This window comes from Kutzneria sp. 744, assembly GCF_000568255.1.
In the GTDB taxonomy this organism is placed as follows: domain Bacteria; phylum Actinomycetota; class Actinomycetes; order Mycobacteriales; family Pseudonocardiaceae; genus Kutzneria.
The window spans coordinates 11,199,780-11,224,144 of sequence record NZ_KK037166.1; the positions used below are offsets into that span (position 1 = coordinate 11,199,780).

Here is a 24,365-nt window from a genome sequence, read left to right on the forward strand (position 1 = left end):
CGGCGCGCACCTCGTGCTGGTAGCCGGCCAGCACCATCGCGACCCCGGCCGCGCCGCCGTACACGTCCTGGCTGAGCGGCCGCACCGTCCAGCCGGTGTCGTCCAGCACCGGCGCGATCCACGTCGCCGAACCGTCTTCGCCTCGGATCGCCGCCCGCACAAGCCGCTGCGTCAGCTCCGCGGCGAGCCTGCGACGGCGGCGATCCAGGTCGTCGGTGCGGATCACCGTCGGCCGCATCGGCTTCTCGTCCGGCAGCCAGCCGTCGTTGAGGTAGGCGCTGACCAGGGCCGCCTTGATCACCTCACGTTCCACCTCGACGTCGCCGCGCCGGAAGCGGTCCAGGGCCTCGGCGACCTCGGGAACGGCCGTGTAGAAGGGGATGTCGCCGGCCAGCAGGTCCTCGATCTCCGTCGGCGTCAGCACCTTCGCGGCACGCTCGGCCGCCGCCGGCTGGTCGTGCAGCGAGACCGGATGCCACAGCATGCGGCCGACCTCCGCGTACTGCTCGGTGGCGCGCTTGACGATTCGCACCTCGCAGGCGTGGAACGGCTCCAGCAGCGGCCCCAGCCGCCCCTCGCGGTCCAGGGCGAGCAGCTGCCTGGTCAGCTCGTCGAAGCCGGCCAGCACCTGCGGCCAGTGCTTGGACAGCGCCGGCTCCGGGCTGGGATGGTTGGCGGCGGAAGGGATTTCCGCCGGTGCCAGGCCCACGTGGGCGGTGTCCGTGCCGACGCCGAGGACCACCGGCAGCTCCGTCTGTGGCTGCTGGTCCGGCAGCGAGCCGACAGCCGACGTGTCCACGCCGCGCCAGCCCAGCGCCGTGCCCCGCCCCGGTAGCAGACCGGTCCGCAGCACCGAACCGCTGACCAGCGCCCGCGCCCGGTCGACGGCGATGCCGCCCAACGAGGGCTCGATCGGTTCGAGCGGGGTGAACAGAGTCTCGCAGTCCACGACGACCGGGACCGGTCCGCAGGCGATGAGGTTCTCCGCGTGCAGATCGCTGCCGCCGACCAGGCGGGAGATCGCCAGCCAGTGCCCGATGCCGCGATAGAACTGCGCAAGTTCGTCGTCGGCGCAGTATCGATGGGTCACGAACTCCGCCCAGCCGTAGCCGTCCCGTACCCGCACGTCCGGCACCCTGATCTTGACGTTCAGCGTGGCCAGCAGCGTCGACAAGGCCCGATCGACCGCCACCGAACGCGGCTTGTACACGGTGTTTCCGTTGGCGCAGCGCAGGATCGCCACCGTACGGCCGTGACGGTGGCTGTCGCCGGCCCCGAAGTCACCGCCAGCAGCTCACCCAGCGCCGGGTCGCGGTCGGCCGCGAACCGGGTGGCGAGCTCCAGCGCCGCCGCGCAGCGGTTGGCCACGATCACGTCGACCCGCGCCAGCAACGTCGGATAGTGCTCGGTCAACGAGTCCCAGTACTCACGCCGTGCCGCCAGCGCAAGGAACTCCGCCCACCGCTGCGCCGGATCCGCACCCGTCAACCGGCCCGTCACCCGCGCCGCGTTCAGCTCCAGCACGAGCGTGCGGGTCACCTTGCGCCGCACCGTTTCCAGCAGCGCCGCGGCCGCGCCCTCGTGCAGCGCCCCCGCCTCGGCGGGGGTGAGGCCGACGACACCGCGCAGCCCGGTTTCCAGGTCGTCCAGCGCCGGCCCGACCAGGCAGCCAAGACAATCGTCGAAATCGCCGGCCTCGGTCATCGCGGGCTCAGCAGCAGAGTCGGGTGCGCGACCCGGTGCAGGCCGTCCCACAGCCGTGCAGGGTGTCCGGCGGGATGCGGTTGGCCAGTTCCGACTCGGCGTGCTCGCCGCCGGTGTAGAGCGGGCCCGCCGGGTTGTCCGGCGCCTGGATGTCCGCTCGCCACTGTGCCACGAGATCTGTTGGCGACATCGGGTTCCCCTTTCGGTCGGGGTACGGGGGAAATCCACGCTAGATCCGGTGTTTTCCCTGGTGACAGTGCCGATCGAGGGAGGGTCACGCTGCCTTCGGAGGGAAGGGCAGGGTGGCGCCCCGGCCCCGCAAGGCGCGACCGGGCACCGCCGGCCGTCTTTCGCGCCGGCCGGGCCGGACCGTTCTGGCAGGGTGGGGGCATGGATCTCGACGAGCTGATCAAGCGCCTGGATCTGGACACCAAGGCCGGGCTGGTGGCGGGGCAGGACCGGTGGTCGCTGCCGGCGACGGCGCGGATCGGGCTGGCGTCGCTGGTGATGTCGGACGGGCCGATCGGCGTGCGGGGGACGAGGCAGACGCCGGACGACCCGTCGGTGGCGCTGCCGAGCCCGACGGCGCTGGCGGCGTGCTGGGATCCGGAGCTGGCGCGCGCCGTGGGGCGGCTGCTCGCGCAGGAGGCGAGGCGCAAGGGCGTGCATGTGCTGCTGGCGCCGACGGTGAACCTGCACCGGACGCCGCTGGGCGGGCGGCATTTCGAGTGCTACTCGGAGGATCCACTGCTGACCGGGCTTGTGGGGGCCGGGTACGTCAGCGGCGTGCAGGACGGGGGTGTGGCGACGACGGTGAAGCACTTCGTGGCCAACGACTCGGAGACGCAGCGCTACACGGTGGACGTGCAAGCCGATGAGCGGACGCTGCGGGAGCTGTACCTCGCGCCGTTCGAGATCATCGTGAAGCAGGCGAAGCCGTGGGGCGTGATGGCGGCCTACAACTCGGTCAACGGGGCGACGATGACCGAGCACGGCCCGCTGCAGAACGGAATCCTGCGCGACGAGTGGGGGTTCGACGGCTTCATCGTCTCGGACTGGACGGCGACCAGGCACACGGAGCGGGCCGCGAAGGGCGGGCTGGACGTGGCGATGCCGGGCCCGATCACGCCGTTCGGGCCTGACCTGGCGGCGGCGGTCCGCGACGGCCGGGTGCCGGAGGACGTGCTGGACGCGATGGTCCGCCGGGTGCTGCTGCTGGCGGCGAGGGTGGGAATCCTGGACGGCGCGGAGCCGGCGGTGACGACGGTCCCGGAGCCGATCGACGGCGGCGCGCTGGCGCGGGAGGTGGCGGCGCGGTCGTTCGTGTTGCTGCACAACAAGGCGGATCTGCTACCGCTGGACGCAACGAAGGCGGGAATGCTTGCAGTGCTCGGCGGCGCGGCGAAGGACGCGAGGATCCTCGGCGGCGGCAGTGCGGTGGTGTTCCCGGAAGAGGTGATCTCGCCGCTGGACGGCCTCCGACGGGCCTTCCCGAACGTGACGTACGAGCTCGGCGCGGACCCCCGCACGCAGCTGCCTCCGTTGGGGGACAACGCAGATCTCCGCTGGCGGGCGCTCGACGCGGACGGCGGCGAAGTCGCCACGGGGCCGCTGGAGAACGGCCAGATCCGGTGGATCGGCGAGGCGCCGGCCGGCGTGGACCCGAAGCGGGTGCGCTCGGTGGAGATCGCCGGCAGGTTCACGCCGTTCGAGACGGGCCGGCAGACCTTCAGCTTCATCGGCCTCGGCCAGGCCCGGCTGGAGATCGGCGGCACGGTGCTGTTCGAGCAATCGACCATGCCGAGCGGCGACGACCCGTTCACGGCGATCCTGAACCCGCGGGAAGAGCGTTTCGACGTCGATCTGCCGGCGGGGCAACCGGTCGAGGTGAGCTTCCGCCTCACGCCGCTGGGCCTGGAGCGCGGCATCAACAAGTACGTGTGGATCGCCCTGACCCTCGGTCACAGCGGCCCCGAGTCCGACCCGGAACGGCGCATCGAGAAGGCGGTCGCCGCCGCGAAGAACGCCGATGTGGCGGTGGTCGTGGTCGGGACGACGGACCAGAGCGAGAGCGAGGGTTTCGACCGCACGACGCTGGCGCTGCCGGGCCCGCAGGACGAGCTTGTACGTCGCGTCGCGGAGGCCAATCCCCGCACGATCGTGGTGGTGAACGCCGGTTCGCCGGTGGAGATGCCCTGGGCCGACGACGTGGCGGCGGTGCTGCTCACGTGGTTCCCGGGCCAGGCCGCCGGCGCGGCGCTGGCCGATGTCCTCAACGGCACCACCGAACCCGGCGGTCGGCTGCCGACGACATGGCCGAAGCGCACCGAGGATGCGCCGGTGCTGAACGTGACGCCGACCGACGGCACGCTCCGCTACGAGGAGGGCGTGTTCATCGGCTACCGGGCCTGGCAGCGCGGCGACACCGAGCCGGCCTACTGGTTCGGCCACGGAATCGGCTACACGGATTGGGCGTACGAATCGGTGGAATTCGCACCGTCCGATGAGGACCCCGACATTCTCGGCACGGCGACGGTCGTTGTCCGCAATGCCGGAAAGAGGCCCGGCCGCGAGGTTGTGCAGGCCTATCTGGCGCCGACCGAGCCCGATTCCGAGCGGCCGCACCGCTGGTTGGCCGGTTTCGCCTCCGTCACCGCCGAGCCCGGCCGCACGGCCACCGCGGTGATCACGGTCCCGCGCCGGTCGCGGCAGGTGTGGCGGGACGGCGGCTGGCGCGACGCCGCCGGCGGGCACCGGCTGGAGGTCGGACGCTCGGTGGCCGACCGGCGACTCACCGTTGATCTGAGCGCCGGTACAGTAGCCGGTTGACAGTGGGTTGTGTGGTTGTGCGAGGTGAGAGTTGGTGGGTGTGGCCACAGGGCGCGTGCTGCGGTTCGACGACGTGCGGGGCTTCGGGTTCATCGCGCCGGATTCCGGTAGCGAGGACGTTTTTGTGCACGCGAACGACCTCAGCGAGGACAAGTCGGTGTTCAAGCCGGGCACCACGGTCGAATTCGAGATCGAGGAGGGCGACCGGGGCCTGAAGGCCGTCGACGTGCGGCGCACGGGCGGTCGCGGCGGCGGCCGGGGCTCGGGCTACAGCGGTGGAGGTGGTGGTGGCTCCGTGTCGGCGTTCGGCGCGGAGCTGACGGAGGCGTTGCTGGTCGAGGTGCCGGACCTGACCGGGGCGCAGATCCTGCGGATCCGCCAGACGGTGGCCGATGTGGCCCGGTCCCGCGGCGTCTCGCTCTAGCGGAAGCGGGCGGCGGCCACGGCCGCCCGTTTTCCCGAGCCGCTCGTCCTGATCCCCGGCCATTTCTGGATCATTGGGGCAGGAAAATCCGGACTCCCCTTGCCGGTATCGGGTTAACACCGATAACTTCGCAGTGTTGCGTGACAGCGCTGTCACGCCCACTGGGGAATGCGCACACAAGGGGAGTGGGGCCTTGTCAGTCAGCACCGATTTGTCCGCGCGTGCCGTCGACCGCGCGAGGGGGTGCCCGTTCGCCGCCGCGGCCGGGCACGAGGAGACCGACCTGAACGGGCCCGTGGCGCGGGTGCGCACGCCCGCCGGCATCGACGCCTGGATGGTCAACCGGTACGACGATGTCCGTGACGTGCTCAGCGACGCCACCCGGTTCAGCTCGGGTGCCGGCTCGATCAACCACATGCTGCCCCGGATGTGGCCGCCGCAGCCGATGGAGCCCGGCGACTTCAACCGCATGGACGGCGCGGAGCACCTGCGGTTCCGGCGTGCCTTCGGCATCGAGCTCGGCGCGGCCAAGCGGATCGACGGGTTACGGCCCGCGGTGCAGCGCATCGTCGACGAGCGGCTGGACGCCATCGCCGGCGCCGAGCAGCCCGTCGACCTGCACGAGCTGTTCTCCAAGCCGGTGACGACCGCGGTCATCGCCGACCTGATGGACGTGCCCTACGAGGACCGCCAGCTGTTCCACGACTCGGCGTCCGCGGCCCTGGACATCAACATCGACGTGGAGACGGCGACCGCCGCGTTCGACAAGCTCAAGGCGTACGTGCGCAAGCTGCTGGTCGATCGCCGCGAGAACCCGGGCGACGACGCGCTCAGCCACATCATCACCCGCAGCGAGGCCGGCGAGAAGCCGTTCACCGACGACGAGCTGGAGTCGATCGGGTTCGCCCTGATCTCCGCAGGCTTCGACGTCACGGCCGGCATGCTCACCTTCATCATGCTGACCCTGTTCGAGTTCCCGGACGAGATGGCCCGGCTGGTCGAGGACCCGTCGCTGGCGCCGACCGCCGTCGACGAGTTCGTCCGGTACCTGCCGGGCAACGTCGGCATCCTGCGCCAGGCCATCGTCGACACCGAGATCGCCGGCGTCCAGATCAAGGCGGGCGACTACGTGCTGGCCGGGATCGGCGCCGGGTCGCACGACGCCGAGGTCTTCCCGGACCCCGAGAAGCTCGACCTGGCCCGCACGCCCAACTCGCACCTCAACTTCGGCCGTGGCCCGCACGCCTGCGTCGGCCAGCAGCTGGCCCGGCTCGAACTGCGGGTGGCGCTGGAGACGGTGCTGCGGCGGGTGCCGTCGCTGCGGTGCGCGGTGCCGGTGTCCGAGGTGCCGCTGCGCGAGGACAACATCGTGCCCGGTCCCGCGCATCTACCCGTGGTGTTCGACGAAGTGCTGCCGGCGCAGGAGCAGTAGGAGACATCTCGTGATCCACATCGAGACCGACACCGACCTCTGCATCGCCTCGGGTGTGTGCGCACTGGCCGCGCCCGCGGTGTTCGACCAGGACGAGGACACCGGCCTGGTGGTGCTGCTGGACGCCGACCCGGCCGAGGAGCAGGCCGGCGCCGTGCGTGAGGCGGCCACCATGTGCCCCAACGCGGTCATCAGGCTGACCGAGCGCGCCTGAGACAGGACAGGCTCCTATGTATTCTCAGCGGGGCGTATGTTGTTAGCAGGAGACCATCTGTAATCGAAAATTCAGATGTTCGCTGTAAGTGTGCGACTAAGGAAATAAACCGTCGCACCGAAAGTGTAACTCCCAAGGGGCTTCAATGACCCACGGCCAGTGCCGCCTCGGTGGCGTGAGATGCTCCGCGCGTTTGTTCCTTCAGTCACCTTTCTATTCGGCGATTCCTCAGACGCCTACCGTGCTTAATTGCGGCTTCACGTGTGATCGCTATGATTACGATTGTAGCGAGGACTAGCGCCAAATTCATGGCTGTCCCGATCGTGCGATCACAAGGTGCCGTCGCCGACCCTGACCCATGATGCGCCCTGGTTGTCCATCGGCCGAGGTTCCGACCGACTAGTGACGCGGGTCACCTCCGACGAGCTTGGTCAAACGACCGAACATGCGGGCCACCCTGGTGGTGGGCCGGGTGGGGCGGCACACGGGCTCGTACGTCCCGCAGTGCAGTCGCTCCGCGCCGGTGCTGGTGGTCGCGACCACGGTCGCGTGGCCACAGCCCGGGCACGGGGCGACGGTGCCATCCGGATCGGGAATGCCTAATACACTCACCAGGCGGCCTCCAGGACCAGTCTGTCCATGCCTCCAGTCTCCCATCCCGGCCGCTTCGGGTGGAGCGGACATCGCCTCCGGGCGCGTCGGACACCGCCGCCGGTTGCGCTGATCAGGCCCGATGGGCACGGCCCGAGCCCCTGCTCGGGCCGGGATTTGTGTGCTAGGCATGACGGATGATCGAGGCGGGGACGGAAGTTCACGAGGCGGCGCGGGCGCGGGCGGACTCGGCGGCGGAGCAGGCCGGGGTGACGGTGCGGCTGGTGCACGAACTGCCGGAGCTGGAACAGGTTCGTGTGCTGCTCGACCTGGTGTGGCGGCCCGACCCGACGAACCCGCCGGCCACGCTGGAACTGCTGCGGGTCGTCTCGCACCTCGGCAGCTACGTGGCGGCGGCGTATCGCGGCGACACGATGGTCGGCGCCACGATGGGGTTCTTCGGCCCGCCGGACACCCGAAGCCTGCACTCGCACATCACCGGCGTGCTGCCGGACGGCCAGGTTCGCGGCGTCGGGTTCGCGCTGAAGACGCACCAGCGCGCGTGGGCGCTGGACAATGGGCTGCGCATGATCGGCTGGACCTTCGATCCGCTGGTGTCCCGAAACGCGCACTTCAACCTGGCCAAGCTGGGCGCGCGCTGCCATGTGTACCTGGAGTCCTTCTACGGCGACATGCCCGACGAGCTCAACGCCGGCGACGAGAGCGACCGCATCCTGCTGGAGTGGGATCTCGCGGACCCGGTCGTCACACGGGCGCTGGCCGGGCATCCGGTCGAGCGGGCGGCGGATGCGTTGGTGGCGTTGGACATTGACGGTGAGCAACGGCCGGTCCCGGGCGGGATCAAGGGCCGCTATGTGGAAGTCCGCATCCCGGCCGACATCTACGCCGTGCGCAAGGCGCGGCCCGAGGCCGCGCTGCGCTGGCGTCTGGCGGTGCGTGACGTGCTCGGCGGTCTGCTGGCCGACGGCGCCGTGATCACCGGGTTCAGCCGTGAGGGTGGATATCTGCTCGACCGCGGGGAGGACGCGTGAAGATCGAGGGCCTTGAGCTGCGCTGGGCGACGCTGCCGCTGGTGGGCGCGTTCCGGACGTCGTTCGGCAGCGAGAGCACCCGGGACCTGTTGCTGCTGCGGCTGGTCACCGACCAGGGCGAGGGCTGGTCGGAGTGCGTGGCCATGGGCGCGCCGGTGTACTCGCCGGAATACGTGGACGCGGCCGCCCATGTGATCGAGCACGTGCTGTTCCCGGAGATCGCCGCGCTGTCCGATCCGGACGTTCACGCTGTTTCCCGCGCCATGCAACGGTTTCACGGCCACCAGATGGCCAAGGCCGCGCTGGAGACGGCATTTCTCGACGCCGAGCTGCGCTCCCTCGACCTGTCGCTGGCCCGCTACCTCGGCGGTGCGGCCGACCGCGTGGCCTCCGGCGTGTCGGTCGGCATCATGGACACCATCCCGCAGCTGCTCGACGCCGTGGCCGGCTATCTCGACCAGGGCTACGTGCGGATCAAGCTGAAGATCGAGCCCGGCTGGGACGTGGAGCCCGTGCGCGCGGTCCGGGAACGCTTCGGCGACGAGGTGCCGCTCCAGGTCGACGCCAACACCGCCTACACCGTCGGCGACGCGCGGCAGCTGGCCAAGCTCGACCCGTTCGACCTCCTGCTGATCGAGCAGCCGCTGCCCGAGGACGACCTGCTCGGGCATGCCCAGCTGGCCCGGCTGGTGCGCACGCCGATCTGCCTGGACGAGTCCATCACCTCGGCCAAGGTCGCGGCCGACGCCATCAGCCTCGGCGCCTGCGCCATCGTGAACATCAAACCGGGACGGGTCGGCGGCTATCTGGAGTCCCGCCGCGTGCACGACGTCTGCCAGGCCCACGGCGTGCCGGTGTGGTGCGGCGGGATGCTGGAGACCGGGATCGGGCGGGCGGCCAACCTGGCGCTGGCCTCGCTGCCCGGGTTCACCCTGCCCGGTGACACCTCGGCGTCCGACCGCTACTACCACCGGGACGTCACCGAGCCGTTCACACTCGAGAACGGGCACGTCCGCGTGCCGACCGGGCCGGGAATCGGCGTCACCCCCGTACCCGAGATTCTGCACGACCTGACGACCGACACCCGTTGGTTGCCGGCAAACGGGTGAAGGAATCGTTTTAATTGTTCTAGACCTCCGGTGACCCGGCGGATTCATCAATGTATACCTCGGTGTGTGCTGGGTCTCTCCGCCTTGCGTCACTGAATCGAATCTGCTCAGATAATGAGGTACCGTCGCCTTGTCTCTGGGGGCAAGAAAATGCAGTACCTTCGCCGGATCGGCGTGCTCGCCGCTTCCGCCGCCGTCGCCATTGCCCTCTCCACCGGGGCAGCGCAGGCCAACCCGCCGTCGCTGTCGGACGTCGTCACGGACACCACCCTGTCCGCCACGACCTTCGTTCCGGGCCAGCAGGTCCACGCGACCTGGCACTTCAACACCGCGTACGCGCCACAGGTGACCGCCGTCCAACTGTGGCTCGCGCACTCCACGGGGATGGGCCACGCGCCCAACACGCTCATCAAGACGAGCGTGGATCCGAAATCCGGAGCCGTCGACTTCACGGTGCCCAATGTGACGCCGAGCAAGCCGGGCAACATCTGGATTTTCGACATCGTCTGGCTCAACGGGAACGGTCAGCAGACCGAACTGTCGCTGACGAACGTCACCGTGGCGTGAGATGACCGGGTCGGGCGCCCCGTCGCCGCGCCCGCCCGGTCGCCGACATTCTTCCCTTTGTTCGACGCCCGGGTTGGTTCAGGCGATTTACATTGCCGGGGCGCTCGGTGTGAATAATTGTTGACGAGCAGTGGCGCGACACGAGGCCGCGGGGCCCACGCCCCGCGGCCTCGCCGCGTGTCCGGGCCTCGTCATGCAGGGAATAGCGCGAGACTTTTGGGCTTGCATTTCTGCCCCTGGCGGCCTACCAGGTGGGCACTAACATGTGCTTTATAACAGGATTAAGCCTACTATCCATGCTATTCTCTTGGAGCGTGATTAGGGGCGGTCGTGTGCAGAGTACTGGTTTAACTATCAGGGAAGGACGCCTTACCCCGCGCTGGATGCGGGTAAGGCGTCCTTCCCTGCATCCGGGGCGGCCCTCGGTTAGGTCGCAAACTTCCCTATTGTTCCCTAATCAGTTGCCGATAGGGAGCGATGCGGTAGTCTGGCGTCTGTGTCCCAGGAGATGTACTCGGTCGAGCAGGTCGCGGACCTGCTGGGCCTGCATGTGCGCACGGTTCGCAACTACGTCCGTGAGGGCCGCCTGAAGGCGGTGCGGATCGGCAAGCAGTACCGGATCGCCCGCGAGGACCTCGACGCCTTCACCGGCGCGGAGTCCAAGGTCCGGCGCACCCGGCACGTCGAGGTGTCGAGCATCGTCGAGATCGACGCGATCAGCCGTGAGGACGCGAGCCGCATCGCGATGGGGGCGGTCGGGGCCGCGAACACCCGCGGCTACCAGGAGCAGCCCCTGCGCATCGAGTCGGCGTACGACGAGGCGCGCGGCCGGCTGAAGCTCATCGTCCTGGGGGACCTGACCACCACCGCGGAACTGCTGCGGTGGATCGCGTTGCTCGCCGAGGGGGAGTCGTGACCGCAACGATCTACAAGACCGACGCCGGGGCCCAGCAGATCCGTCGCCAGTACGAGGAGTGGCTGGCCCACTGGCCGGTCCCGGCCGACCGGCGCACGGTGGCGACCCGCCACGGCGACACCTTCGTGCTGGTGTCCGGGAACGAGACCGGCCCGCCGGTCGTGCTGCTGCACGGCTCGGGCGGCAACGCCCTGACCTGGATGCCGCTGGTGGGACACCTGGCCGACCGGTTCCGCTTCCACGCCGTGGACGTGATCGGGGAGCCGGGTCTGAGCGCGCCGTCGCGGCCGCCCTTGGGCTCTCCGGCCTACGCCGAGTGGCTGGACGACGTGCTGGCGGGTCTGGGCCTGACCGAGGTGCAGGTGGTCGCCGTGTCGCTGGGCGGCTGGTTCGCCATCGACTACGCCACGCGGCGGCCGGGGCGCGTCAGCCGCATGGTGCTGACGGTGCCGGGCGGCATCGGCCGCCAGCGGTTCGGCAATATGGCGGCGTTCCTCCTCGGTCAGATGTTGGGTCGCAAGCAGCCGGAGCCCAAGTCGGCGCCGGAGAAGTACGTGCGCATGGTGTTCCAGCACTTCCGGCCGCGGCTGCTGATGCCGATCTTCTCGGCGGCCCGGCTGCGCCGGCTGACCATGCCGCTGCTGGTGATCGTCGGCGACAGCGACGAGCTGCTGGACTCCCGGGCCACGCAGCGGCGGCTGAGGTCGACGACCGACGCCACCGTGGTGATGTTGCCCGGCGCCGGGCACATGCTGCCGGACCAGACGGAGCGGATCGGGGGATTCCTCCATGGCTGACACGCTGACCGACATCAGTGGCACGAAGGCGTACGTGCTGGACGCGGACGGCCCGAAGCTGTCAAGCGAGCAGGACGCGGTCGACATCATCGGGCAGCTGTGGGGACAGTCGGTGACGCTGGTGGTCATTCCGGTGGAGCGGTTCGCCGACGGCGTCTTCGACCTGCGCACAACCCTGTTGGGGCACTTCACGCAGAAGGTCATCGGCTACGGCCAGCGCCTCGCCATCGTCGGCGACCTGGGCGAACACCTCGCCGTCAGCGAGCCGCTGCGGGCGTACGTGCGGGAGTCCAATCGGGGCCGCCGCCTGTGGTTCCTGGCCGACACAAATGAGTTGGCCGCCCGCCTGGCGTGACTATCCTGACCGGATGAGCGAACTGGGGCCCGAGGTCGACCGCGTCGCCACCGCGACGGACTTCTCCGGCGTGGTGCGGCTGGACGAGGCTGGCGCGACGGTGTTCGAGCGGGCCTACGGCATGGCGCATCGCGGGCTGCGTGTACCGAACACTGTGGACACTCGGTTCGCGATCGCCAGCGGCACCAAGTCGTTAACGGCCCTGGTGGTGATGTCTCTGATCGAGGACGGCACCCTCGACCTGTCGACGACGGCACGGTCCGCGCTGGGCGCGGACCTGCCGTTGATCGACGACGCGGTGACGGTGGAGCAGCTGCTCTCCCACCGCTCCGGCATCGGCGACTACTACAGCGAGGACGGCGACAAGGATCCGGTGCTGTCCGTGCCGGCGCAAAACCTGGTCACCACCGAGGATTATGTGCCCGTCCTCGACGGCTACCCGATGAAGTTCCCGCCGGGCACGGACTTCGTCTACAACAACGGCGCTTTTGTCGTGCTGGCGGTGATTGCCGAGCGCGCCAGCGGCGTGCCGTTCCACGAGCTGGTGGCGCGGCGGGTGTGCGCCCCGGCCGGCATGACGGACACGGCCTTCCTGCGCAGCGACGAGCCGGACGCCCGGATGGCGCTCGGCTACCTGGAGACGGAAGGCTTGCGCACCAACGTCTTCGACCTACCGGTGCGGGGCAACGGCGATGGCGGCATCTACACCACGCTGTCCGACGTCCACGCGCTGTGGCGGGCCTTCTTCGCCGGCCGGATCGTCGCGTCGAAGTGGGTGGACGAGATGCTGCGGCCACGCAGCGCGCAGCCCGATTCTCCGCACCGCCGCTACGGTCTGGGCTTCTGGCTGCACCCGACGTCCGATGTCGTGATCATGTCGGGCGGCGACCCGGGTGTCTCGTTCTGGTCGGAATGCGAACCGTCCGGCGCGTTCACCCGCACCGTCATTGCCAACATCACGGTCGGCCGGCGGCCGATCATCCGCCTGTTCGGTTGACTCCATTGGAGGTGTCGGCGGCGCCGGGCCGCTGGCTAGCATTCGCGAGTGGACGCCAGCACGCTTGAGTCGGATGCATGGCGCGGGTCGCCCGAGCGCCGCCGGCAGCGGCGAGGCGGCTGGCTGACCGTGTTGGTGGCGGTGGCCGTCGGCGTGGCGTCCTTTGTGCTCTACCGGAACTACCGGATCACGCTCGGCTTCGAGCAGGTGCTGCCGGGGCAGATTCCCTACCTGGCGCTGGCGGTCGCCACGGCTGTGCTGTTCGGCCTGTTGGCGCTGTTCGTCAACTTGGCCTATCGCGATGCGCTGCAACGGGAGCACGCCGACCGCTGGCAGGTGGAGGAGACGCGCCGGCGGTTGGAGCGGGCCGAGGAGGCCGCCGACAAGCGCGGGCCGCTCGAACTGACGGCCCTGTGGGCGCTCACCCAGCGCCGTCTGGACTACTACCACGCGCTGGCGACTTCCCAGGCGGAGCGCAGCTTTCGCCATGCGCAGCGGGCGGTGGTCGTCGGCTTCGCAGTGCTGGTCGTCGCGGTTGCGGTGGTGGCGTCGACCGGCTCCACGGTGATCGTCATCGCCGCCGGCTCGATCGGCGTGGTCGGGGCGGCGCTGGCGGCCTACCTGGGCCGGTCCTTCCTGCGGGCGCAGGAGTCCACGTCCGAACGGCTACGGCTGTACTTCTCGCAGCCCTTCGCCTTCTCCCGTCAGCTGTCGGCCGAACGGCTACTGATATTGCTCGACTCGGAGGATCGCGCGGCGGCGGTCCGGGACCTGATCCGCGCGATCATGGAGCTGCCGCTGGCCCCGGTCGACCCGATCAGGAAGGGCCGTCACTCGACGGGCCCGCTGTGAAGGGGGCTTTCCCGCACTCCGAGTGCGGGAAAGCCCCCTTCACAGCGTCGGCATCGCCGTGACCGGCGCCTTGGCGTAGCCGTTGACCACCACGTCGTCCAGGCGGGTGGGCTCGCCGCTCAGGGCGAGGGCCGGGAACCGTTGGCGCAGCTTGGTGATCGCCTCGTCGACCAGGTCCTCGTGGTCGCCCAGGGTGAGGTGGCCGGTGGTGTTGCGGCCGAAGTCGAGCTCGTCGGGCCGGTCGAACATGATCGGGTCGCGGTTGGCCGAGCCGATCAGCACGGCGACCGTCTCGCCGGCCTCGATGTCGATGCCGGCCAAGGTGATCGTGTCCGTCGCGGTGCGCAGCGCCATACCGTAGGGGCCGTCGTGCCGTGACAGCTCGGCCACGTTCACCCCGACCTGGTCGGGGTGCCGGAGCAGGTCGACGACGGCGTTGACGAGGAGATGCGCGACCACATTGTCGCCGACGATCGGCTGGGCGAAATCCCGCAGCAGGTCGAAGTCGCCGTCCAGGCCGGCCAGCACGGCGTCGACGTCACCGGGCGCCGGCTCGGTCGGCGACGACCGGAGCGCCTCGAAGGCGTCGGCGTAGCGGCTGATCAGCCACACCCGCCGCCCGTCGGGCAGCACCGCCTCGCAGATCGGCGCCTGCGACCGCAACCACCGATGCATGGTGTGCCGGTCCTGGATGTACTTGTCGTCGAGCATCACGGCCACGACGCATTCTAGGTGATCAGCAGCGCCAGCCGATCGAGGCCCCGCAGCGCGGGGTCCGGCCGGAAGACGGGCTCCTCGGCCAGCCGCAACGACGGGAACCGCGCGGCCAGCGCGGGGAACAGCACCTGGCCCTCGACCCGGGCCAGCGCCGCCCCGAGGCAGTAGTGCGCGCCGGCGCCGAACGTGAGATGCCCGGCGGCGTCGGGCCGGCGCAGGTCCAGGCGGTCCGGGTCGGGGTAGCGACCGGGATCGCGGTTGGCCGCGCCCAGCACGGGAAACACCAGCTCACCGGCGGTGATCCGCTTGCCGGCCAGCTCAAGGTCGACGGTCGCCCGCTGCGGCGTGATGATCGGCGCGGGACTGTCGTAGCGGAGCAGCTCCTCGGCCGCGGTCCGGGCGACCGACGGGTCATCGCGCAGGAGCTCGTACTGATCGGGGTTGCGGAGCAACGCCAGCACGCTGTTGCCGATGTAGTGGGCCGTGGTCTCCAGCCCGGCGTTGATCACCGAGATGACCGTGGTGGCCATCTCGGGGTCGGAGACCATGCCGCCGATGTACTTGGTCAGCTCGTCGGCGGCGGCCATGGCCCGGTACGCGGTGCTGACCGGATCCTCGCCGAACTGGGCCTGCCCCAGCACGGCCATGACCTCGCGGCCCCACTCTGCCACCTGCGGCTGATCACAGCGCGGCACGCCCACGAGGTCCATCACCACGCGGCCGGGCAACGGATACGCCACCTCGGACATGAACTCCACCGGTCCCGGGCGGTCGATACCGTCCAGCATCTCGGCCACGGCCTTCTCCACGTCGCCACGCAGCGCCTCCACCGCCCGGCCCGTGAAGCTGCCGGCCATCAGCCGCCGCATCCGCTCGTGCCGCTCGTGGTTGCTGAACGGGAGGCTGGCGTCCAGCCACTCGATGAACGGCCTCAGCTCGGCCAGCGTCTCCTCGGGCAGCCGCGGCAGGAGCGTGGCGGTGGACGGCCGGATCACCGACGGATCCCGCAGCAGTTGGAACACTTCGGCGTGCCGGGTCAGTACCCAGCCGTCCACGCCTCGTCCCGGTACACCGGAGCCAGGTCGCGCAGCAGGTGGTAGAAGGGGTACGGGTCCTGGAGGAAGTCCGGGTCCATCGGGTTGAGGTGGATGCTGGCCTCGACCCGTGCCTGCTGCGGCGGTCGCGGCGCGGGGATGGCGGCGATGCAGGACCGGATCGCCGCGGCCAGCGCGGTGAGGTCCGGCGGTGCGAAGGCCCGTGAAGTGGTTGCCGGGCACCGTGATCACCGACAAGCTTTGCAGCGCGACGCTTTCCCAGCCGTTGGCCGGATCATCCAGGCGCAGCGCGATGTGCCGGTCGTCGAACAGCACTTGTGGGAAGCCGCCGTCGGCCTTGATCAACGTCACGGCGAGGTCGGACGGCCCTGGCTCATAGCGCACCACGGCTTCGAGCTGGGCTTGGTAGACCCGCATGATGGCGGCGATGTGCTCGTCCGCCGGTCCGCTCGCGCCGAGGAAGCGGGCCAGCTCGCGGCGCTGCTCGGCGGGGGAGAGGGACTGGTCGACCCGGCGCCTCGGCGCGTCGGCACCGCGGAAGGCGAGGCTGCGCATCCGCCACAGCTCCTCGATGATCGCCACGTCATCGGCCGGCGGCTCGGGCTGGCCGGGCTCGGCCAGGTAGGTGTCGATCAGGATCACCTGCGCGACCTCGTCGCCGTGTTTCCTGAGTACGCAAGCGACCTCGTACGCGACGAGGCCGCCGAACGAGTGCCCGCCGATGAGGTAAGGCCCGTGCGGCTGGATCGCCTTGATCTCGTCGACGTAGCGGGCGGCCAGCGCCGGCACCTCGTCCAGTGGCTCGTCGACGCCGTCGAAACCGGGGCTCTGCAAGGCATAGAACGTCTGCTGCGGCCCGATCGCCCGGGCCAGCGGCAGCAGGTAGTAGGCCGCGCCGACCGCGCCGCCGATGCAGAAGAACGGACGCGGCGGTGTCAATGCCAACGCCAGGCTCTCCGGGCCGGCGACCTCGTCGCCGTGCTCGTCGAGGTGCCGGCCGACAGCGTCCAAAGTGGGCAGTTCGAGCAGCAGCGAATGCGGCACCCGATAGCCGAGGTGGGACGACAGATCGGCCAGCACGGTCGCCATCTGGAGCGACTCCAGGCCCAGCGTGGCAATCGGGGCATGTGGGTCGACCGGGCGCTTGATCTCGGCCGATACGCGCCGGGCCAACCAGTTCGTGAGGTCGTTGCCGAAGTGGCGGGCGACGAAGTCCAGGGCATAGTCGAGGTTGCACTCGACCAGTTCGAAGGCCGGCAGGCTGCCCACGTGGTAGGTCCGGTGCCGGCCCTGGATCTCCTCGATCCGGTCGTAGATCCCGTCGGCGAGGTCGGCGCACCCGAAGTGCGGCATGTACTTCCACTGGCGGTCCCAGAACACCTCGTCGGCGTCGGCCGGCCCGTAGGAGTAGCGGGCGCAGACCTCGCTGTCGGCGTATCGGTGGTGGAAAGACGTGTCGCCGTACAGCGTGAAGGCCATCCGTGGTTGGTCCGGGGCCGTGCAGAACGTCGTGCGGTAGTCCTGATATCGCACCCGGGAGGCGAGATCCTGTTCGTCCTCGCGAGCGTCCAGCACCGGCAGCAGCTGATCCAGCGGCACGGTCAATACCAGATCGTCGAACCGCAGCGTCTCCCCGTCGACGGTCACCAGCACCCGGTTGCCGTGTCGTCGGATCGAGGAAATGCTTGCCTCGCAACGAACATCGGCCAGCTCGGCGGCGACGCGTTCCCACACCTGGCCGAACCCGCCGGCGATGGTGAACGGCCACTGACGACCCAGCACCGATGTGCCCCGGTCTGACAGCAGTCCGGTCATCTCGGCGTACTTGACCAGGTACAACGCCGGCAGATCGCCGTCGAGACGACCGTATCCGGAGGAGGTGTAGCCCAGTTCGAACGTCGCCGCGAACTCCGGCAGCAGGGAAAGCCACTCCCGCACCGGCATCGCCAACGCCCTGGCCGAGTGGGCCAGCCCGGCCTTCGCGATGTCCGGGAAGTGCTCCGCCTTGAGGGCGTCATACCGCCGCCGCGCGTCCTTGCTCAGGAAGGGGCTCCGTGTCACCGGAGTGATGTCCTCAATGGACAGACCGAGCTCGGTGACCAGCGCCGCCACCCGCTTGTACGTCAGCGTGCACACGTGCCCGCCGACGTCGAAGACATGTCCGTCCAACGTCACCGAAGCGCACTTGCCACCGACGTTCTCCGCCGCCTCCAACACCGTCACGGAATGGCCGAGACGTTCCAGCTCCCGGGCGACGGTCAGACCGCTGACTCCCGCCCCGACCACACAAACACGCCTCACGCGGGCACGCCCTCCCGGGACAGGAACGCCTCACGGCACGCACCGCGCCGGATCTTGCCGCTGGTTGTCTTGCGCACCAAGCCCTGCGGCCCGACCACCACCCGGGCACAGGCCAGTTGGTGATCACGCTGCACGCGCTCGGTCACGGCCTCGATGATCGCCTGCTCGTCGGCCCGGCGGTCCCGCGTCTCCACCAGCACGACCAGCCGCTCGCCTTCTTCTGCCGGCACCGAGAACGCCGCCACGCCGCCGGGCCGGATCGCCGGGTGGCAGTCCCGCACGCTCGCCTCGATGTCCTCCGGGTGCAGGTTGCGGCCGCGCACGATGATCAGGTCCTTCAGCCGCCCGGTCACAAAAAGCTCGTCCCCGTGCAGGAAACCGAGGTCCCCGGTGCGCAGGTAGTCGGTCGGGTCCTCGCCGCCGGCCACCCGGGCCCGGAACGTGGTCCTGGTCTGCTCGGGCCGGCCGTAGTAGCCCAGCGCCTTGGTCGCCGAGCTGACCCAGATCTCCCCGACCCGGCACGGCGGCAGCACCTCGCGCGTGTCCGGGTCCACGATCCGCAGCCGGGCGTCGAACTTGGTCAGCCGCCCGCAACCGACCAGCGTCGTCGCCATGCGGTCGGGCAGCGCCGGCACCGCGCGGCCGGCCTCCAGGCTGACCCGGTCCAGGCGCAGCGTGCCGCGACCACCCATGGTGACGCTGACGGTGTGCTCGGCCAGCCCGTAGGCGGCGTAGAAGGCGTCCCGGTGCAGCCCGGACGGCTCGAAGGCGTCCAGGAACGCGGTCACGGTCTCCGGGCGGATCGGCTCCGCCGCCGACATGAAGACCCGGACCGAGCTCAGGTCCCAGGCCGCCCGTTGTTCGACAGTCGTCTTGCGCACCGCGAGGTCGAAGGCGAAGTTGGGGGCCGCGGTGTGCGTGGCCCGCACCCGGGACATCACCTCGAACCACACGGCCGGGCGACGCAGGAAGGCCAGCGGCGAGAGCAGCCGGCTGTGCGCGTTGCCGCTCAGCGTCGACATGATCACGCTGATCAGCCCGAAGTCGTGGTACTGCGGCAGCCAGAACACGCCGCGGGCCCGCTCGCCCAGGCCGAGGTCGACGGCGTTGGCGGTGACCTCGCCGATCAGGTTGCCGTGCGTGATGACCACTCCGCGTGGCGATCCCGTTGAGCCGGACGTGTACTGCAACAGCGCCGGTTCGTCGGGATCGGACGGCGAACGCCACTCGACCGGAGCAGTGGCCGGGCGGCAGTTGTCGGTGTGCCGCCACGTGATGCGCGGCCAGCTCGGCTTCGTCCGGTCGAACACGCCGGCGACCACGCCGATGCTACGGGCCCGGTCGTATGCCTTGACCGTGAGGACCGCACGCGGCCGGCAGTCGTCCAGCACGGCGGCGAACGCCGGCAGCGTCTGCCGCAGGCGGAACGGGTCCGGCGGGTACACCGGCACCGGAACCACGCCGGCGATCAGGCATCCGACCAGGGCGATCACGAACTCCGGGCCCGGCGGGTACACCAGCACCGCGCGGTCGCCGACCTGGAAACCCCAGCGCCGCAGGGACTCCGCGACCGCCTCGGCCCTGGTGACGACCTCGGCCGCGGTCAACGAGGTCCGGTCGGCGCCCTCGTCGTCCACGAAGGTCAACAGCGCCTTGTCCGGGGCGAGCGCGCGCAACGACGCCAGTACCGAGTTCTCCAAGCCAGCCACCGTCCTCGCGCACCGTCCGCGACCGCTCGCCCGCTGATCGCGCCCCCGTCTCCGCACACCGTGCGGCAGGTGTCGTCCGGCGCGCAAGCACCCCGACGGGTCGTGTCGCCGAAAGCTACATCTCTACTGTTGGTGTGCTCGACGGACGTCCACTGTGGAACAAATGGGGGTGAGGTGGCGCGAATGGTCGAGGATCTGTCGCGCAACGATCTGGCCGCGCTGCCGGACGCGCGCCCGGCCAGCGCCCGGGAGCTCATGGCGGCGATCGCCGACGCGGCCAGGATGGCCTGCGCGCTGACCGACCTGCTGACCACGCTGCGTGAGCCGACCCGACGGCTGGCCGGGGCCGGCGCGGCGGCCTCGGTGGAGGTGGCGCGGAGACGGTCGGAGGAGGCGCTCCTCGAACTGGAGATCGCCCTGGGTGACGTGCGGGCGGCCGGTGGTCGTACGATACGTCCGAACGGGTGAGCACACTGGCGGTCCGGTCCGTCCGGGACGACCGTTGGTCCTCAGCTGGCCGCCGCTCAAGGTTGCGTGGTGACTAAGGTTGCGAGACATGAGTCCAGCGTCGTGTCCGGAGTGCGACGGGCCGTCGGCCCGGCCGCTGCGAGTGCTGGCCGTGGACGACGAGCTGCCGGTGCTCGAGGAGATCGTCTACCTGCTCGGCGCGGACCCGCGCGTGGGCACGGCCGAGGGCGCGCAGGACTCCACCGACGCGCTGCGCCTGCTGCACCGCGCCGCTGACGCGGACCGCCCGGTCGACGCCGTTTTCCTGGACATCAAGATGCCCGGCCTCAACGGTATGGAGCTGGCCCGGGTGCTGACCCGGTTCGCCAGCCCGCCGGCGCTGGTCTTCGTCACCGCGGACGACAAGTCGGCGGTCGAGGCGTTCGAGCTCAAGGCCCTCGACTACGTGCTCAAGCCGATCCGCCCGCAGCGGCTGGCCGAGGCCGTGCACCGGGTGGCGCACAAGGTGATCGCCAGTTCCGTGCACGTGCCGGCCCAGCAGGCGGCCGAGCCGCCGTCGGTCACTCCGGACGACGTGATACCGGTGGAGCTGGGCGGCATCACGCGGTTCCTGCGGCTGGCCGACGTCCGCTATGCCGAGGCGCAGGGCGACTACGCGCGGCTGCACACCGCGAACGGCAGCTACCTGGTCCGCACGCCGCTGACCGGGCTGGAGGAGCGCTGGCGTGAGGCCGGCTTCGTGCGCATCCACCGCAGCCACCTGATCGCCCTGGCCCACGTCGAGGAGCTGCGGCTGGACGGCGGGCAACTGTCGGTGAAGATCGGCGGCGCGATGCTGACCGTGAGCCGCCGGCACACCCCGCAGCTGCGGGACCTGCTGGTCAAGCGGGCCCGGCCGCACGCGGTGCGGGCGGGCAAGTGAACGCGGAACGGCCGCGGCGGGTCGTCGTCACGAGCCCGTGGACGCGGGCGACGCGGCGGTCGCGGTCGTATCCGATCGTGCGGGAGATCGACGAGCAGTCCGAGGTCGGCGCCCTGTACATGCGGTCGCTGATGCGGACCCAGCTGCGGCTCGGGCTGCTGGTCGTGCTGCTGGTGTGCGGGCCGCTGGCCGCGCTGCCGGTGCTGTTCAGCGTGGTTCCGCTGACGAAGACGGTGGTGGTGCTGGGTTTGCCGCTGCCGTGGCTGGTGCTCGGACTGGCGGTGTACCCGGTCGTGGTGGCGGCCGCCTGCTACTACGTGTGGCGGGTGGAGCGCACCGAACGGGATTTCGCCGATCTCGTCGAGCAGTCCTGACCGGTGAGCAGCACTTATTCCGCGGTCTTCGTGGCGCTCGTCCTCGCCGCCGCGCTGCTGATCGGCGGATACGGCCTGCGGGTCTCCCGCACCACGTCGGACTTCTTCGTGGCCTCGCGCACCGTGTCGCCATGGTGGAACGCCTCGGCCATCGGCGGGGAGTACCTGTCGGCGGCGTCGTTCCTCGGCGTCGCCGGACTGATCTTCGCGTACGGGCCGGACATGCTGTGGTACCCGATCGGTTACACCGTGGGGTATCTGGTGCTGCTGGCGTTGGTGGCGGCGCCGCTGCGGCGGTCGGGGGCGTACACCGTGCCGGACTTCGCCGAGGCCCGGCTTGAGTCGCGGCGGGTGCGGCGGATGGCCAGTGTGCTGTCGGTCGGCATCGGGTGGCTGTACCTCGTGCCGCAGCTGCAGGGCGCGGGCTTGGCGTTGACGACCGTGACCGGCGCGCCGGGGTGGCTCGGGGCGTTGCTGGTGGCGGTGGTGGTCGCGGTGAACGTGATGGCCGGGGGGATGCGGAGCATCACGTTCGTGCAGGCCGTGCAGTACTGGCTGAAGCTCTCCGCGTTGGCGATTCCGGTGATCTTTCTGGTGTTGGCGTGGCGGGATGCCGGCGCGCCGTCGTTGGACGGGTCGGTGCCGGCGGTGTTTGCCAACGACACCAAGGTGACCGTGCAGACCACTGTGGACGTTGAGGTGTCGTCCCGGGTGTCGGTGGTTGTCGACGGTGTGGTGGATGGCCGGACGTATGCCGGCACGTCGGTGTCGCTGGCGCCGGGGCCGCACCGGATCGCGGCCGGGGCCGCGCTGGACTTCCCGGCCAAGTCCGTTGTGCCGCAGGTCAAGGGCATTCCCGCCGACACGAACGCCCTGTGGGCGCAGCCGTTGGGCGGAGAGGGGCACGGCAATCCGTTCTACGTCACGTACTCGCTGATCATCGCGACCTTCCTCGGCACCATGGGCCTGCCGCACGTCGTGGTTCGCTTCTACACCAACCCGAACGGCCGGCAGGCTCGTCGGACGACCGTGGTCGTGCTGGCCCTGCTCGGCATTTTCTACGTGCTGCCGCCGGCCTACGCGGCGTTGGGGCGGATCTACACGCCGGAACTGTTGCTCACCGGGCAGACCGACGCGGTCGTGCTGGTGCTGCCGTCGCGGCTCGTGGGTGGAACGCTGGGGGAGCTGCTCGGCGCCCTGGTGGCCGGTGGGGCGTTCGCGGCGTTCCTGTCGACGTCATCGGGATTGACGCTGTCGGTGGCCGGCGTGCTGTCGCAGGACGTGTTGCTGCTGCGGGGACTTCGCGGGTTCCGGGTGGCGGCGTTCTTCGCGGCCATCGTGCCGTTCGGGGCGGCCCTGCTGGTGTCCGGGATGTCGTTGGCCGATGTCGTGGGATTGGCCTTCGCGGTGGCCGCGTCGTCGTTCTGTCCGTTGCTGCTGCTGGGGATCTGGTGGCGGCGGCTCACACCGTTCGGGGCGGTGGCAGGCATGATCGCCGGCGGGGGACTGGCGCTGGTGGCCGGGCTGGTGACCCTGTTGGTGCCGCCCGGCGCCGGGCTGGTGTACGACCTGCTCAGCCGGCCGGCGGCGTGGAGTGTGCCGTTGGGCTTCGCGGTGATGATCGTGGGATCGTTGCTGACGCCCCGGACCGTGCCCGCGTCGGTGAACCGCACGATGGTGCGGTTGCACGCCCCGGAGGCGCTCGGTCTCGCTCAGGAGGAGACGCCGTGACGACCGCTGTGCTGGCGGGGCTGCTGTGCGTGATGACCCTGGCCGTGCTGGTTCTGTTGTGGCGCCTGCGCAATGCCCTGCGGGAGTCCGGCAACGCCGTCGACCGGGCCACGTACGAGACCCTGCACACCGCTTGGTCGGCCGCGCCGCCGCTGCGGGCCGGTCTCGTGCCCGAGGCCGCTCGTCGTTCCGCGCCGCATCTGCGGGCCCTGTTGGACACTCCGGCGTTGGCGTTGACCGACGGCGAGCGGGTGTTGGCGTGGGACGGCATAGCTGAGCAACACTCGGCCGACGTGCTGGAGATCATCTCCCCGGCCCTGACGCACGGCCGTTCGCACGTGGCCCGCGTGTCGTGCTCGGATGCCGAGTGCCCGCTTCGGTTCGCTGTCATGGTTCCGTTGCATGTGGACGGTCGTATCGGCGGTGTGCTGCTGGCCTACGCCGAGGAGGCGTCGGCCGGACTGGTCCGTGCCGCCAACGAGGTCGCCCGGTGGGCCGGCGGGCAGCTGGAGCTGGCCGAGCTCGACCGGTCCAAGCAGCGGCTCATCGAGGCCGAGGTGCGGGCCCTGCGGGCGCAGATCTCCCCGCACTTCATCTTCAACTCGCTGACGGCCATCGCCTCCTACGTCCGGACCAACCCCGAGCGGGCCCGCACCCTGCTGCTCGACTTCGCGGAGTTCACCCGCTACTCGTTCCGGCGGCACGGCGAGTACACGACCCTGGCCGAGGAGCTCCGTTCCATCGACCAGTACCTGTCGTTGGAACGTGCTCGCTTCGGCGAACGCCTCCAGGTCACTCTGCGGATCGCGCCCGAGGTCCTGCCCGTCGCCGTGCCGTTCCTGTGCATGCAGCCGCTGGTGGAGAACGCAGTGCGGCACGGCATGGAGGGCAAGGTCGGCCCCGGCCACATCAGCATCCAGGCCGCCGACGCCGGGGCCGAGGCCCACATCAGCATCGAGGACGACGGCGTCGGCATGGATCCCGAGCGCCTGCGGCGCACCCTGGCCGGCGAGCCCGACGAGCAGACCGGCATCGCCCTGGGCAACATCGACGAGCGCCTCCGCCAGGTCTACGGCGACGAGTACGGCCTGGTCGTGGAGACCGCCGTCGGCGCCGGCACCAAGATCCACCTCCGCGTCCCCAAATACCGCCCCGGCATCCACGCCGACTAACCGGCACCACCGGCGTGTCGCACCCCCGCGAGTCCCGCCCAGCGTCACACCGAAACCCGCGCTCCGACACACCGCGA

Annotated in this window: 23 protein-coding genes; 17 read left to right on the forward strand and 6 right to left on the reverse strand. The window is 70.2% G+C overall.

Annotation, left to right across the window (positions count from 1 at the left end):
* The 3 genes from KUTG_RS50685 to KUTG_RS55675 all read right to left on the reverse strand — a co-directional run.
* On the reverse strand, nucleotides 1-1,243 hold a 1,243-nt coding region (locus KUTG_RS50685; protein WP_157495738.1), incomplete at its 3' end, for a DUF4135 domain-containing protein.
* On the reverse strand, nucleotides 1,150-1,704 hold the full coding sequence (locus KUTG_RS55055; RefSeq protein WP_052396417.1) for a hypothetical protein: 555 nt from the start codon (nucleotides 1,702-1,704) through the stop codon (nucleotides 1,150-1,152). The genes KUTG_RS50685 and KUTG_RS55055, both read right to left, overlap by 94 nt.
* Before the next feature lie 7 nt (nucleotides 1,705-1,711).
* Nucleotides 1,712-1,894, reverse strand: coding sequence for a DUF6229 family protein (locus KUTG_RS55675; RefSeq protein ID WP_043727195.1), 183 nt, complete (start codon nucleotides 1,892-1,894; stop codon nucleotides 1,712-1,714).
* 200 nt (nucleotides 1,895-2,094) lie between these two features.
* On the opposite strand from KUTG_RS55675, the gene KUTG_RS50695 reads away from it, so the two are divergent.
* The 12 genes from KUTG_RS50695 to KUTG_RS50750 all read left to right on the forward strand — a co-directional run bounded on the left by KUTG_RS50695 (nucleotide 2,095) and on the right by KUTG_RS50750 (nucleotide 13,839).
* Nucleotides 2,095-4,533: a beta-glucosidase family protein gene (locus tag KUTG_RS50695; protein ID WP_043727197.1), complete on the forward strand. Its 2,439-nt coding sequence runs from the start codon at nucleotides 2,095-2,097 to the stop codon at nucleotides 4,531-4,533.
* Between the two features lie 34 nt (nucleotides 4,534-4,567).
* A complete protein-coding gene (locus KUTG_RS50700) occupies nucleotides 4,568-4,957 on the forward strand; it encodes a cold-shock protein (RefSeq protein WP_232241379.1) in 390 nt (129 codons plus the stop codon).
* A gap of 193 nt (nucleotides 4,958-5,150) precedes the next feature.
* Entirely contained in the window at nucleotides 5,151-6,389 is a 1,239-nt protein-coding gene (locus KUTG_RS50705) for a cytochrome P450 (protein ID WP_157495381.1), read from the forward strand.
* A 10-nt stretch (nucleotides 6,390-6,399) separates the two neighbouring features.
* Nucleotides 6,400-6,603 (forward strand): ferredoxin, encoded by a 204-nt coding sequence (locus tag KUTG_RS50710; RefSeq protein WP_369794611.1) that lies wholly within the window; start codon nucleotides 6,400-6,402, stop codon nucleotides 6,601-6,603.
* A 788-nt stretch (nucleotides 6,604-7,391) separates the two neighbouring features.
* A complete protein-coding gene (locus KUTG_RS50715) occupies nucleotides 7,392-8,246 on the forward strand; it encodes a hypothetical protein (protein WP_043727203.1) in 855 nt (284 codons plus the stop codon).
* Nucleotides 8,243-9,355, forward strand: a complete 1,113-nt coding sequence (gene menC / locus KUTG_RS50720) for an o-succinylbenzoate synthase (RefSeq protein ID WP_043727206.1) — start codon at nucleotides 8,243-8,245, stop codon at nucleotides 9,353-9,355. The genes KUTG_RS50715 and menC overlap by 4 nt, the downstream gene beginning before the upstream one ends.
* A 150-nt stretch (nucleotides 9,356-9,505) precedes the next feature.
* Complete coding sequence (locus KUTG_RS50725) at nucleotides 9,506-9,922, forward strand: hypothetical protein (protein ID WP_043727207.1); 417 nt, start codon at nucleotides 9,506-9,508, stop codon at nucleotides 9,920-9,922.
* Between the two features lie 496 nt (nucleotides 9,923-10,418).
* Nucleotides 10,419-10,838 carry a helix-turn-helix domain-containing protein gene (locus KUTG_RS50730; RefSeq protein ID WP_043727210.1) on the forward strand — a complete coding sequence of 140 codons (420 nt, stop codon included), beginning with the start codon at nucleotides 10,419-10,421 and terminating at the stop codon, nucleotides 10,836-10,838.
* On the forward strand, nucleotides 10,835-11,635 hold the full coding sequence (locus tag KUTG_RS50735; protein ID WP_043727214.1) for an alpha/beta fold hydrolase: 801 nt from the start codon (nucleotides 10,835-10,837) through the stop codon (nucleotides 11,633-11,635). The genes KUTG_RS50730 and KUTG_RS50735 overlap by 4 nt, the downstream gene beginning before the upstream one ends.
* Complete coding sequence (locus KUTG_RS50740; protein ID WP_052396420.1) at nucleotides 11,628-11,990, forward strand: DUF4180 domain-containing protein; 363 nt, start codon at nucleotides 11,628-11,630, stop codon at nucleotides 11,988-11,990. Before KUTG_RS50735 ends, KUTG_RS50740 begins: the two co-directional genes overlap by 8 nt.
* A gap of 13 nt (nucleotides 11,991-12,003) precedes the next feature.
* Nucleotides 12,004-12,987 (forward strand): serine hydrolase domain-containing protein, encoded by a 984-nt coding sequence (locus tag KUTG_RS50745; RefSeq protein ID WP_043727216.1) that lies wholly within the window; start codon nucleotides 12,004-12,006, stop codon nucleotides 12,985-12,987.
* Nucleotides 12,988-13,035: 48 nt separating this feature from the next.
* A complete protein-coding gene (locus KUTG_RS50750; protein WP_043727219.1) occupies nucleotides 13,036-13,839 on the forward strand; it encodes a hypothetical protein in 804 nt (267 codons plus the stop codon).
* A gap of 39 nt (nucleotides 13,840-13,878) precedes the next feature.
* On the opposite strand, the gene KUTG_RS50755 is transcribed toward KUTG_RS50750, so the two are convergent.
* The 3 genes from KUTG_RS50755 to KUTG_RS50770 are packed head-to-tail and all read right to left on the reverse strand — an operon-like array spanning nucleotide 13,879 to nucleotide 19,612.
* Nucleotides 13,879-14,559: a cytochrome P450 family protein gene (locus KUTG_RS50755; RefSeq protein WP_043727222.1), complete on the reverse strand. Its 681-nt coding sequence runs from the start codon at nucleotides 14,557-14,559 to the stop codon at nucleotides 13,879-13,881.
* Between the two features lie 8 nt (nucleotides 14,560-14,567).
* Complete coding sequence (locus KUTG_RS55680) at nucleotides 14,568-17,897, reverse strand: cytochrome P450 (RefSeq protein ID WP_198047653.1); 3,330 nt, start codon at nucleotides 17,895-17,897, stop codon at nucleotides 14,568-14,570.
* A gap of 11 nt (nucleotides 17,898-17,908) precedes the next feature.
* Nucleotides 17,909-19,612: a fatty acyl-AMP ligase gene (locus tag KUTG_RS50770; protein ID WP_198047654.1), complete on the reverse strand. Its 1,704-nt coding sequence runs from the start codon at nucleotides 19,610-19,612 to the stop codon at nucleotides 17,909-17,911.
* 192 nt (nucleotides 19,613-19,804) lie between these two features.
* Here KUTG_RS50770 and KUTG_RS50775 point away from each other — a divergent pair, with 192 nt between their 5' ends.
* From KUTG_RS50775 to KUTG_RS50795, 5 genes are all read left to right on the forward strand, one after another.
* The gene (locus KUTG_RS50775) at nucleotides 19,805-20,089 is read left to right on the forward strand and encodes a hypothetical protein (RefSeq protein ID WP_043727224.1); all 285 of its coding nucleotides are present in this window, start codon (nucleotides 19,805-19,807) and stop codon (nucleotides 20,087-20,089) included.
* An 88-nt stretch (nucleotides 20,090-20,177) separates the two neighbouring features.
* Entirely contained in the window at nucleotides 20,178-21,011 is an 834-nt protein-coding gene (locus KUTG_RS50780) for a LytR/AlgR family response regulator transcription factor (protein ID WP_052396422.1), read from the forward strand.
* 77 nt (nucleotides 21,012-21,088) lie between these two features.
* A complete protein-coding gene (locus KUTG_RS50785; RefSeq protein WP_232241380.1) occupies nucleotides 21,089-21,385 on the forward strand; it encodes a hypothetical protein in 297 nt (98 codons plus the stop codon).
* Between the two features lie 3 nt (nucleotides 21,386-21,388).
* Nucleotides 21,389-23,116: a sodium/solute symporter gene (locus KUTG_RS50790; protein ID WP_043727230.1), complete on the forward strand. Its 1,728-nt coding sequence runs from the start codon at nucleotides 21,389-21,391 to the stop codon at nucleotides 23,114-23,116.
* Nucleotides 23,113-24,288: a sensor histidine kinase gene (locus KUTG_RS50795; protein ID WP_232241381.1), complete on the forward strand. Its 1,176-nt coding sequence runs from the start codon at nucleotides 23,113-23,115 to the stop codon at nucleotides 24,286-24,288. The genes KUTG_RS50790 and KUTG_RS50795 overlap by 4 nt, the downstream gene beginning before the upstream one ends.
* Nucleotides 24,289-24,365: the final 77 nt, after the last annotated feature.